The sequence below is a fragment of the Vibrio neptunius genome, from assembly GCA_019339365.1.
Classification (GTDB): Bacteria; Pseudomonadota; Gammaproteobacteria; order Enterobacterales; family Vibrionaceae; genus Vibrio; species Vibrio neptunius.
Map to the genome: position 1 here is coordinate 3,127,900 of CP079859.1, position 11,185 is coordinate 3,139,084.

Annotated in this window: 11 protein-coding genes and 1 pseudogene; 6 read left to right on the forward strand and 6 right to left on the reverse strand. The window is 45.9% G+C overall.

The genetic code is table 11. From position 1 onward, the window contains the following. Positions 1-59 precede the first annotated feature (59 nt). The 3 genes and pseudogenes from xseB (at position 60) to dxs (ending at position 3,093) form a co-directional block, all read left to right on the forward strand. The gene (gene xseB / locus KW548_14595) at positions 60-302 is read left to right on the forward strand and encodes an exodeoxyribonuclease VII small subunit (GenBank protein ID QXX06302.1); all 243 of its coding nucleotides are present in this window, start codon (positions 60-62) and stop codon (positions 300-302) included. Positions 303-324: 22 nt separating this feature from the next. Continuing rightward, positions 325-1,209: a (2E,6E)-farnesyl diphosphate synthase gene (gene ispA / locus KW548_14600; GenBank protein QXX06303.1), complete on the forward strand. Its 885-nt coding sequence runs from the start codon at positions 325-327 to the stop codon at positions 1,207-1,209. A gap of 19 nt (positions 1,210-1,228) precedes the next feature. Further along, a pseudogene (dxs, locus tag KW548_14605) lies at positions 1,229-3,093 on the forward strand (1-deoxy-D-xylulose-5-phosphate synthase). Positions 3,094-3,159: 66 nt separating this feature from the next. Here dxs and truC read toward each other — a convergent pair. After that, a complete protein-coding gene (gene truC / locus KW548_14610) occupies positions 3,160-3,882 on the reverse strand; it encodes a tRNA pseudouridine(65) synthase TruC (protein QXX08083.1) in 723 nt (240 codons plus the stop codon). Next, positions 3,882-4,196 (reverse strand): YqcC family protein, encoded by a 315-nt coding sequence (locus KW548_14615; GenBank protein ID QXX06304.1) that lies wholly within the window; start codon positions 4,194-4,196, stop codon positions 3,882-3,884. Before KW548_14615 ends, truC begins: the two co-directional genes overlap by 1 nt. A gap of 75 nt (positions 4,197-4,271) precedes the next feature. On the opposite strand from KW548_14615, the gene KW548_14620 reads away from it, so the two are divergent. Both KW548_14620 and KW548_14625 read left to right on the forward strand, forming a co-directional pair. Beyond that, positions 4,272-5,309, forward strand: a complete 1,038-nt coding sequence (locus tag KW548_14620) for a DUF3549 family protein (protein ID QXX06305.1) — start codon at positions 4,272-4,274, stop codon at positions 5,307-5,309. Positions 5,310-5,312: 3 nt separating this feature from the next. Next, positions 5,313-5,612, forward strand: a complete 300-nt coding sequence (locus KW548_14625) for a DUF3301 domain-containing protein (protein ID QXX08084.1) — start codon at positions 5,313-5,315, stop codon at positions 5,610-5,612. On the opposite strand, the gene KW548_14630 is transcribed toward KW548_14625, so the two are convergent. After that, the gene (locus tag KW548_14630) at positions 5,560-6,078 is read right to left on the reverse strand and encodes a GNAT family N-acetyltransferase (GenBank protein QXX06306.1); all 519 of its coding nucleotides are present in this window, start codon (positions 6,076-6,078) and stop codon (positions 5,560-5,562) included. The genes KW548_14625 and KW548_14630 overlap by 53 nt on opposite strands. A gap of 734 nt (positions 6,079-6,812) precedes the next feature. Between KW548_14630 and KW548_14635 the strand changes: the two genes are divergently transcribed. Further along, on the forward strand, positions 6,813-7,100 hold the full coding sequence (locus KW548_14635; protein ID QXX06307.1) for a hypothetical protein: 288 nt from the start codon (positions 6,813-6,815) through the stop codon (positions 7,098-7,100). Positions 7,101-7,718: 618 nt separating this feature from the next. Here KW548_14635 and sucD read toward each other — a convergent pair. From sucD to odhB, 3 genes are all read right to left on the reverse strand, one after another. Continuing rightward, entirely contained in the window at positions 7,719-8,591 is an 873-nt protein-coding gene (gene sucD, locus KW548_14640) for a succinate--CoA ligase subunit alpha (protein ID QXX06308.1), read from the reverse strand. Next, complete coding sequence (sucC, locus tag KW548_14645; GenBank protein ID QXX06309.1) at positions 8,591-9,757, reverse strand: ADP-forming succinate--CoA ligase subunit beta; 1,167 nt, start codon at positions 9,755-9,757, stop codon at positions 8,591-8,593. Before sucC ends, sucD begins: the two co-directional genes overlap by 1 nt. Positions 9,758-9,958: 201 nt before the next feature. Beyond that, complete coding sequence (odhB, locus tag KW548_14650; protein ID QXX06310.1) at positions 9,959-11,164, reverse strand: 2-oxoglutarate dehydrogenase complex dihydrolipoyllysine-residue succinyltransferase; 1,206 nt, start codon at positions 11,162-11,164, stop codon at positions 9,959-9,961. Positions 11,165-11,185: the final 21 nt, after the last annotated feature.

Below are 11,185 nucleotides of genomic sequence, written 5' to 3' on the forward strand. Positions count from 1 at the left end.
TTTGACCATCATTACCTGCTAAGGTAAGTTTCGTGCATCTTTTCAAATGTAGAAATATTATGGCGAGCAAGAAACCTGAAAACATGTCCTTTGAGGCAGCAATTGAAGAACTCGACTCTATTGTTGAACACCTTGAAAACGGTGATCTGGCTCTTGATGACGCACTGAAAAAGTTCGAACGTGGTATCGCACTGGCTCGCGAAGGCCAGAATAAGCTCAGCGATGCAGAACAACGCGTCAGCATCTTACTTCAGAACGACGATGAAACCCCGCTTTCAGAGTTCTCTACTCAGCCAGAATAATTACCACAGAAGAATTGCTGCTATGCACGAGGCGTTAACCTCTCTACAACAAAGAAACAATCGACAATTAGAACGTTGGTTAAACCAGCTTCCTCATCAGGAAAAGCCTCTGATTGAAGCCATGCGCTATGGCCTGCTATTAGGTGGAAAACGCGCACGCCCGTTTCTGGTCTATATCACAGGCCAGATGTTGGGCTGTAAAATGGAAGAGTTAGATACCCCAGCATCGGCGATTGAATGCATCCATGCATACTCGCTTATCCATGATGATTTACCTGCGATGGACGATGATGAGCTTCGTCGCGGACAACCAACCTGCCATATCAAATTCGATGAAGCCACAGCGATCCTGACTGGCGATGCCCTGCAAACCTTGGCATTTACTATTCTTGCCGATGGCGAATTGAGCCCTGAAGCGGAAACCTATCGTATAAAGATGGTGAAAGCACTGGCAGAAGCATCCGGTGCCAATGGTATGTGCCTAGGACAAGCTTTGGACCTAGCGGCAGAAGGTCAAAAGGTATCGCTTGCAGAGTTGGAAAATATTCACCGTAATAAAACCGGTGCACTAATGAAATGTGCAATCCGACTTGGAGCGCTTGCTGCTGGGCAAAAAGGCTCTGAAGTCTTACCTCAGTTAGACCAGTTTGCCGACGCTATTGGCCTAGCGTTTCAGGTTCAAGACGACATTTTAGATATTATCAGTGACACAGAGACCTTAGGTAAACCTCAAGGTTCTGATCAGGATTTAGGCAAAAGTACCTATCCTGCACTGCTAGGTTTAGATGGCGCTGTTAACAAAGCTCACACTCTGTTAACGGAAGCGCTTCAAGCTTTAGAAGCAATCCCATACAATACAGAATTACTCGAAGAGTTCGCCCGATACGTCATCGAACGCAAGAACTAAACTAAAAGCGCGCATTTATATGACTCTTGATATTTCAAAATATCCAACACTGGCTCTGGCAAATACACCAGACGAGCTGCGTAGCCTTCCCAAGGAAGCATTACCCACGCTGTGTGACGAATTACGCACCTACTTATTGAACTCTGTCAGTCAGTCCAGTGGTCACCTCGCCTCTGGCCTGGGTACAGTGGAGCTTACTGTGGCGCTTCACTATGTGTACAACACTCCGTTCGACCAACTGGTTTGGGATGTTGGCCATCAGGCCTATCCACACAAAATCCTGACTGGTCGTCGCGATCAAATGTCGACTATCCGCCAGAAAGACGGGCTGCACCCCTTTCCTTGGCGCGAAGAAAGTGAGTATGACACGCTATCTGTCGGCCACTCATCAACCTCTATCAGCGCTGCGCTAGGAATGGCAATCAGTGCAGAAAAAGAAGGTGAAAATCGCAAAGTGGTCAGCGTGATTGGTGATGGTGCCATTACCGCAGGTATGGCATTTGAAGCTATGAACCACGCAGGCGACGTTCATTCGGACATGCTAGTCGTACTGAATGACAACGAGATGTCGATCTCTGAAAACGTCGGAGCACTGAATAACCACCTTGCTCAGGTGCTTTCTGGCAGCCTCTACACCTCGATTCGTGAAGGCGGAAAAAAGTACTGTCAGGCGTTCCACCAATCAAAGAATTGGTTCGCCGCACTGAAGAGCATCTTAAAGGCATGGTCGTACCTGGTACTCTGTTTGAAGAACTGGGTTTTAACTACATCGGTCCGGTAGACGGCCATGACGTGAACGAGCTGGTCAAAACCTTGAAAAACATGCGTGAACTAAAAGGTCCACAGTTTCTTCATATCATGACGAAAAAAGGCAAAGGTTACGAACAGGCAGAAAAAGATCCGATTGGTTATCATGCGGTTCCAAAATTTGATCCTTCTAATTCGTCTCTACCAAAAAGCAACGTTAGCAAGCCAACCTTCTCCAAAATTTTCGGTGATTTTCTGTGTGATATGGCCGCTCAGGACCCTAAATTGATGGCCATCACACCAGCGATGCGTGAAGGTTCCGGCATGGTTCGCTTCTCCAAAGAGTACCCACAGCAGTACTTTGATGTTGCAATCGCCGAGCAACATGCCGTCACATTGGCGACAGGTATGGCGATTTCAGGCAACCATCCGATTGTCGCGATATACTCCACTTTTCTTCAACGCGGTTACGACCAGTTGATTCACGACATCGCCATCATGGATCTACCCGTCATGTTTGCAATTGACCGTGCTGGATTAGTGGGTGCTGATGGTCAGACTCATCAAGGCGCCTTTGATCTGAGCTTTATGCGCTGTATTCCAAACATGGTTATCATGGCGCCAAGCGATGAGAACGAATGTCGCCAAATGCTCTACACAGGGCATAAGCACACAGGGCCAAGTGCTGTACGTTACCCTCGTGGCAGCGGTATAGGAACTGACATTGAGCAAGAGTTTACCGCGTTAGAAATTGGCAAAGGCCGAGTCGTACGAAAAGGTGAAAAAGTGGCGATTCTCAGCTTCGGTACCTTCTTAGGCAATGCACTTGAAGCGGCCGAAAAGCTCAATGCCACTGTCGCTGATATGCGTTTTGTCAAACCACTTGATGAAGCTTTGATCAAACAGCTTGTTGATGAGCATGATGTGATTGTCACATTAGAAGAAAATGCCATTGCAGGCGGTGCTGGTGCTGGCGTGATCGAGTTTATGATGCAAGAAAAACTCATTAAGCCCGTACTGAATTTAGGCCTTCCTGACAAGTTCATTGCTCAAGGAACTCAAGATGAGCTGCATCAAGCGCTAGGGTTAGATGCTGTGGGTATTGAACGGTCGATTAGAGACTATCTCGATAAATAAGCGCCACTCTCTTAGTCCTACCTACATTACGGCTAAAAAGCTCTCTTTCCGAGAGCTTTTTTCATTCTATTCAGGCATCTGCCAAGCAAACTCATCGCAAATCTTCTGCCATGTGTCATCGACTTTCGCTTTAATCAGTACCGTCTTTTTAGTAAACGGATGCACAAACTCTAATCTTGAGGCATGCAAAAGCAAGCGGTGAGAGTCATAGACTTCTCTAAACAGCTTGTTGTGCTTGCCATCGCCGTGAGTAGTATCACCAACTATCGGATGACGAAGATGAGCCATATGGCGTCTGAGTTGATGTTTACGCCCAGTCAGAGGCTTTAGCTCCATCAAACAGTAGCGTGTTGTGGGAAACTTCCCTGTTGAATAAGGGATCTCTGTTTTGGCCAATGGACAATAATCCGTGATTGCCTCCTGAGCTTCCTTTTCTTGGCTTGCATGCTTATCAGCTATCTTATCCAGCTCAACTTTTAAGGCGTAATCTAATCTTCCGGCTTCTTCAATCCAACCGCGCACTACGGCGTGATAGGTTTTAACCATTTCATGGTTAGCAAACATCGGCATCACTTGCGAGGCCACATCACTCGACAAAGCAAAAATCAGTACACCTGATGTCGGTCGATCAAGGCGATGAAGTGGAAAAACATGCTGACCAATTTGGTCACGTAGTGTCTGCATCACAAACTGAGTTTCGTGTTTATCTAACCAACTACGATGAACCAGCATTCCTGCAGGTTTGTTGACAGCAACAAAGTACTCGTCCTGGAAAACAATATCTAACATCATGCACAGGCCTCGTCTATTGCTCTAAGTAAATCAAGCAATGGAGCATATGCCCCATGCTCTTTCCAACACTCTTCAAAGTAAGGCGTGATAGCAAAGCCTGTGGGTAAAGGCATATTCTGCTCAAGAAGATAGGCCATTTGGGGTAGGAATACCCATTGCAGCCATTGCTCTGGTTTTAGCGTATCAACAGAAAAAGGTTCAACGCTTTGTAGCGCTTGCTCAGAAGGCTTGCTGTGTTGCCACAGTTTTAGCTCGCGCATGACAGAGGGTAACTGGTCGAGAAGTGGTACTATTTGCTGTTCTTTTGTCATAAAACTGAGTGGAAACCTTGAAATTAGGCATAAGAGTACCATTTATAGAGGAAAGAAAGTTAGGACTATTCAGCAATGGACACCATTCATACTCTCAGTCAGTTATTAACCAATAGCGAATGCCAATATCAGGTTTACGACCTAGGGCGCCGAATAAAGAATATTGACAACAAAATGTTTGTCGATGTAGAGAAAGGTTTTCAACCCTATCCGTACCCTTTACAGCGTAAAGCGCATCTCGCAATTGCTTACTGGAATGAACATAAGCAACCTTGGATTTGGTTCTTAAAGTTTGAATTGGATGAACGTGGTCTATTGAAACAAGCTGATGTGGGCAACTTCATTAAATATGTTGTTGAAGCGATGGGCACGCGCTTAAGTCAGGAAATGACCGAAGAACAGCAACAAAAACTATCGAACAACCCTTACACTTTCAAACCTACTGAAGATAAGATGGCAGTGTTTCACAGTCAAATAAGAGCTCAACTCGACTTACCATGCAGTCAGTTCTACGAGCACGCACAGCACTACTTCTCTGGTGGTCTAGGCTGGGATAAATGGCAGACCGTCGGCCTTCAAGGTGTAACCGATATTTGTGCACGCCTTGGGCATAACCAAAATGGCGTCAGCTTACGTAAAGCGTTAAAGCACCTGCCTAATGAGCCGCTTTATGCCTTGCTCGGGGCACTGGAGCACACCCCTTTACCAGATAAGCTGGCAGGGCGTTTACAAGAAATGGCCCTTGAGCAGATAGACAGCAATGACCCAGATATCTTCTTACTCGGCGCTCTAGCGCGTGCACTGTCTGGAGCTGACACTTCGTATTCAGGAATAGTACTCGACAACATTCTCGCCTCTCCTCGCCTCAGCCATCAAGAGGTGTTGATTGGCATTGCAGGCCGCAGTTGGCATCTTCTCAGTGACCCACAGCTTGCACAGCAATTTCTTCTGCGTTTAGCTCAGACAGGTAATCAGGCGCTATTTAATCAACTGTTTGCCGATCTGGTGATGCTGCCGGAATTGAGGATGGTGTTACTGCCCCTGCTTCATTCTGCACCATCTACAGAGTTGGCTGAGGCGCTAGTAAAACTTCAACAAGCGACTAAGAGCTAAATGATGATCGGTGACCTTCTAGCCATTCTAGGATTGGCATTCGGCTGTTTTTTATTCTGGCAACAAAGAAGGCAAGCTGAGCTTGCCAAATCCATCGCGGCCAGCAAATGTAAGCAGCTCGATCTGCAGCTGATTAGCGTCGCGCTAAAAGGTCATAAACTGAAAACGCCAGACGGAATCTGGCGTTGGCACTCTGTTTACCAATTTGAATTTTCATCACTTGGTGATGACTGCTACCAAGGCAAGTTAATCATGCAAGGCTTTCGACTGATGAAGGTCGATCTACCACCTCATCGGATGTAAACACATACTCATTATACGGACCAAATGCATCACGGTTTTGACCGCAAAGCTCAAAACCCAGTTTGCTTAGAATACGAATCGATGCAATGTGCCCAATATTAGCAGTTGCTGACACACGAGTTAAGTTGAGATCCCGCACCGCCTTCGGGAAAAAGGCCTTCAGCACTTCACTGGCGTACCCCTTTCCCCAGTAGGCTTTATCAAAAATATAACCTAGCTCTGGCCCACTATCCAAATGATAGATAAAGACATGCCCGATGTATTCTCGCGAGTGGCTATCTAAGACAGCCAAGGTATAAATGGTATGATCATGTAACACTTGCTGGAAAAGCTGTTTTGCTGAAGAAACCGTGTGCGGCCCATTCATCTCAGCTCGATTCTTGGCACAACAGTTCAGCATCAAGAATTCTGACTGCAATGATTCATTGTATGGCACCAGTAATGTTCGGCGAGTTACGATAGTCACAACACATCCTTATTGACAGCATGCCCCCGAAGAACAGAGGCTAATATTTGTATCCAAACATAGAAACAAAGCTGAAAAGTTATACTAAGTGATAAGTTTAGTTATTGATCTAGATTGTTATTTTGACGTTGTTAGTGTGAGTTATGCCTAAGGTTAAAGAAAAGCCCCAATACGCAAATATCGGGGCTGTAGTCTTACTCGCAGCAGTCCGGCCACAAAAAGGGCTCCATGCCTCTTGCTTAATAGTCACTGAGTCCTTTAGTGTTATCCTAGCTTAGCTGCCCTAGCGGTATACTAATCGTCCTGATAGCTACCTAAACTGTTAACACACGTCACTTTTTCACTTAGCGGTGTTCTGCATCATCCTGATACTGTCACACCTCTTCCCAGAGGGGCCCTATCCGTTCCTTAGTACTGAGTTCCCATCAGTAGCTGCATCCCTACAGTATCCTTTTGTTCCGTGTCAGCATCCCGTCCAACACTGATTAATTTACCCTACCTCTTGCTATAAGCAATGTGATAAACCAAAACACTGGTGACATCAATACGTCCATTAGATTTAATATCTAATAAATTCAAAAACATAAAATGACAATGCGTTTATCACACCAGAGTAAGACCGTTTTATCGCACACTAAGCGTAAGATATTTCGCACATTGGCAACGTGTATTTTCTATTCGCATTCCCTGGTTGCGTTGAGTATCATGACGCTAAACGCATTCAAGGAGGTCATATGCTCACTCAAGATGTTAGTCAGGAGCTTAAAGAAATTTTAGAACAGCTCCGAAAAGAAGGGAAAGAGCCAACCGTCGCCTTGGTGAAAGCACGTCTTAGTACAGTCATCCCTATGCCTGCTCTTATCACAACTATTAAAAGCTGGAAAAGTGCTAACCGTGTTCCTAAGGTAGAAGTTGCGGCGAAAGCTGAATCAAACGAGCAGGATCGCATAAAGCAATTAGAGCAAGAGGTAATACAGTTGAATCAGCGTATAGCAGCCTTGGAGAGCAAATTAGGACTTTAAACTACTGGACGCCCGTTCTATTCATCATTCTCAATGAGAAAGGTACGACCGTGTTGGGGATCCCTCAAAACAAGTCGAAAACGAGAAGAGATTCCTTACTCTCTCCTTCGTCGTTCTAAGGAATGACATATCTAGTTCACCGCCACAACACCATGACGAACAACGTCATCCTCAAGAGTGAGGTACAAACGAGTTGGGGATCTCTTAAAGCGAGTCGAAAACGAGAAGAGATTCCTTACTCTCTCCTCGTCGTTCTAAGGAATGACATATCTAGTTCACCGCCACAACACCATGACGAACAACGTCATCCTCAAGAGTGAGGTACGACCGTGTTGGGGATCCCTCAAAACAAGTCGAAAACGAGAAGAGATTCCTTACTCTCTCCTCGTCGTTCTAAGGAATGACATATCTAGTTCACCGCCACAACACCATGACGAACAACGTCATCCTCAAGAGTGAGGTACGACCGAGTTGGGGATCCCTCAAAACAAGTCGAAAACGAGAAGAGATTCCTTACTCTCTCCTTCGTCGTTCTAAGGAATGACAAATATTTGTAGAACACAAAAACAAAAGGCTTGGCGCAATGCCAAGCCTTTTTTGTTTAGACAAATTGGCGAATTACCAACCTGTTACTTCACGCAGACCTTTACCGATATCTGCTAGAGACTTAACCGTCTTAACGCCAGCTGCTTCTAGTGCTGCAAACTTGTCTTCCGCAGTGCCCTTACCACCAGAGATGATTGCACCAGCGTGACCCATACGTTTACCTGGAGGAGCCGTTACACCAGCGATGTAAGAAACCACTGGCTTAGTTACGTTCTCTTTGATGAACGCTGCTGCTTCTTCTTCAGCTGTACCACCGATTTCGCCAATCATTACGATGGCTTCAGTTTCTGGATCTTCTTGGAACAGTTTTAGGATATCAATGAAGTTTGAGCCTGGAATTGGGTCGCCACCGATACCAACACAAGTAGACTGACCGAAACCTTCGTCTGTCGTCTGCTTAACCGCTTCATACGTAAGAGTACCAGAGCGAGAAACGATACCCACTTTACCTTTCTTGTGGATGTGACCAGGCATGATACCAATCTTACACTCATCAGGAGTGATTAGACCTGGACAGTTAGGACCGATCATGCGAACGCCAGTTTCTTCTAGCTTCACTTTCACGTCGATCATATCTGTTGTTGGAATACCTTCAGTGATCGTTACGATAAGCTCGATACCCGCATCAATCGCTTCTAGGATTGCATCTTTACAGAAAGGTGCTGGAACGTAGATAACTGTTGCAGTGGCGCCAGTTGCTTCTACTGCTTCACGTACAGTGTTGAATACAGGAAGACCTAGGTGAGTTTGGCCACCTTTACCTGGGGATACACCACCAACCATCTGTGTGCCGTATGCGATAGCTTGCTCAGAGTGGAAAGTACCTTGACCACCAGTGAAACCCTGACAGATTACTTTGGTGTCTTTATTAATTAGTACAGACATTATTTGCCCTCCGCAGCAGCAACAACTTTCTGAGCTGCGTCAGTTAGTGACTCAGCAGCGATGATATCAACATCAGAATTAGCAAGAACTTCGCGACCTAGGTCTGCGTTAGTACCTTCAAGACGAACAACAACGGGTACGCTTACACCTACCTCTTTAACTGCCCCAATAATACCTTCTGCGATCATGTCACAACGCACGATACCGCCGAAGATGTTGACGAGTACTGCTTTTACATTGTCATCAGATAGGATGATCTTGAATGCTTCTGCTACACGCTCTTTAGTTGCGCCGCCACCTACGTCTAGGAAGTTAGCTGGCTTACCGCCGTGTAGGTTTACGATATCCATCGTACCCATTGCCAGGCCTGCACCGTTAACCATACAGCCAACATTGCCGTCTAGTGCTACGTAGTTCAGTTCCCACTGTGCTGCGTGTGCTTCACGCTCATCTTCTTGCGAAGGATCATGCATTTCGCGTAGCTTAGGCTGACGGTACATCGCGTTTGAATCGATGTTGATCTTACCGTCAAGGCATAGCAAGTTGCCTTCACCAGTAATGACAAGAGGGTTGATCTCTAGAAGAGCAAGGTCGTACTGAGAGAACATGTTGCCAAGACCCATGAAGATCTTAACAAATTGTTTGATTTGGTCACCTTCAAGACCTAGCTTGAATGCTAGTTCACGACCTTGATAAGCCTGAGGACCGACTAGTGGATCGATGGCTGCTTTGTGAATCAACTCTGGAGTCTCTTCTGCAACTTTCTCGATTTCAACACCACCTTCAGTCGATGCCATGAATACAACTTTACGAGTTGCACGGTCAACAACCGCACCAAGGTAAAGTTCGTTAGCGATATTTGAAGCTTCTTCTACAAGAATCTTCGTGACAGGCTGACCATTTGCATCTGTTTGGTAAGTTACCAGATTCTTACCTAGCCATTTTTGCGCAAATTCTTTTACGCCATCTTTTGTGTCATGCAGCTCGACACCGCCCGCTTTACCGCGGCCACCAGCGTGAACCTGACATTTAACAACTTTTTTCTCTGTGCTAATGCGACCCGCCGCTTCGAAAGCTTCTTGAGGGGTATCACACGCATAGCCTTCCGGTACAGGCAAACCGAATTCTGCAAACAGCTGTTTGGCTTGGTATTCATGCAAATTCATTTTGTTATTCCGTTTGTTTTCCCTTGAGGGATTATTATGTCCATGACGCTTTGATCAAAACGACCTAACGTCTGTAGGGTCTTCTCAAATAAAACACTAGCTATCAACACAACTAGCACTCCAAATGAAGGCTGAGCGTTGAGCAGCTCAGCCTAAAACTTTTAGCGCCTAAGAGAACCGTCCCTTAGGTGCCTGAGTTCATTACACATCTAGTAGTAAACGAGCTGGATCTTCTAATAGTTCCTTGATTGTCACTAGGAAGCCCACAGACTCACGACCATCAATCAGGCGGTGGTCATAGGATAATGCTAGATACATCATTGGTAGAATTTCTACTTTGCCATCAACAGCCATCGGACGCTCTTGGATCTTGTGCATACCAAGAATCGCCGATTGTGGTGGGTTGATGATTGGCGTAGACATTAGTGAACCAAATACACCACCGTTAGTGATAGTAAAGTTACCACCCATCAACTCATCAACTGTTAGCTTGCCGTCGCGGCCTTTGATTGCTAACTCTTTGATGCCTTTTTCTACGTCAGCAAAACCTAGAGTGTCACAGTCTTTAAGAACCGGAGTGACCAGACCACGTGGCGTAGATACCGCCATGCTGATGTCGAAGTAGTTGTGGTAAACGATATCATCACCGTCGATAGATGCATTCACTTCTGGGTAACGTTTGAGTGCTTCAGTTACGGCTTTCACGTAGAAAGACATGAAGCCTAAACGGATACCGTGACGCTCTTCGAACTGGTCTTTATACTGCTTACGAAGATCCATGATTGGCTTCATGTTGACTTCATTGAACGTCGTTAGCATTGCCGTGTTGTTCTTCGCTTCTAGCAGACGGTTAGCTACCGTCTTACGTAGACGAGTCATTGGTACACGTTTCTGACTACGTGCAGCAGCAGGTGCTTCGGCTACAGGAGCATCGGCTTTCGGTGCAGCTTTGGCATTCGCAAGGTGCGCTTCAATATCTTCGCGCGTAATACGACCGCCAACACCCGTCCCCTTAACTTGGCTTGCTTCCAAGTTGTGCTCTGCAAGCAGGCGACGAACTGCCGGGCTTAATGCATCGTTACTTTCTTCGTTTAGGGAAGCTTTATGGCGTTTATCAGGAGAAGCTTCTGCTTCTTCCGTGGTATCTTTGGTTGGTTCACCCGCTACTGCACCAGGCTTAATTTTAGCAATCAGTTGCTTAGAAAGAACTGTTGCTCCTTCTTCTTCAATAATCGCTTCTAGTACACCCGCTTCAGGCGCTGGTACTTCTAGCACAACTTTATCTGTTTCAATATCAACCAGAACTTCATCGCGCTCAACTGCGTCACCTGGTTGTTTGTGCCATGTTGCTACTGTCGCGTCCGCAACAGATTCAGGTAAATCTGGAACCAGAATTTCAATTGTCATATCTGTTTCTTCCTTTCACTT

What these genes read in the sequence shown, in the direction of transcription:
- KW548_14635 (QXX06307.1), top strand. Translation starts at nt 6,813, where the DNA reads ATGCTCACTCAAGATGTTAGTCAGGAGCTTAAAGAAATTTTAGAACAG.
- odhB (QXX06310.1), bottom strand. Translation starts at nt 11,164, where the DNA reads ATGACAATTGAAATTCTGGTTCCAGATTTACCTGAATCTGTTGCGGAC.
- KW548_14625 (QXX08084.1), top strand. Translation starts at nt 5,313, where the DNA reads ATGATCGGTGACCTTCTAGCCATTCTAGGATTGGCATTCGGCTGTTTT.
- KW548_14615 (QXX06304.1), bottom strand. Translation starts at nt 4,196, where the DNA reads ATGACAAAAGAACAGCAAATAGTACCACTTCTCGACCAGTTACCCTCT.
- sucC (QXX06309.1), bottom strand. Translation starts at nt 9,757, where the DNA reads ATGAATTTGCATGAATACCAAGCCAAACAGCTGTTTGCAGAATTCGGT.
- ispA (QXX06303.1), top strand. Translation starts at nt 325, where the DNA reads ATGCACGAGGCGTTAACCTCTCTACAACAAAGAAACAATCGACAATTA.
- truC (QXX08083.1), bottom strand. Translation starts at nt 3,882, where the DNA reads ATGTTAGATATTGTTTTCCAGGACGAGTACTTTGTTGCTGTCAACAAA.
- xseB (QXX06302.1), top strand. Translation starts at nt 60, where the DNA reads ATGGCGAGCAAGAAACCTGAAAACATGTCCTTTGAGGCAGCAATTGAA.
- sucD (QXX06308.1), bottom strand. Translation starts at nt 8,591, where the DNA reads ATGTCTGTACTAATTAATAAAGACACCAAAGTAATCTGTCAGGGTTTC.
- KW548_14620 (QXX06305.1), top strand. Translation starts at nt 4,272, where the DNA reads ATGGACACCATTCATACTCTCAGTCAGTTATTAACCAATAGCGAATGC.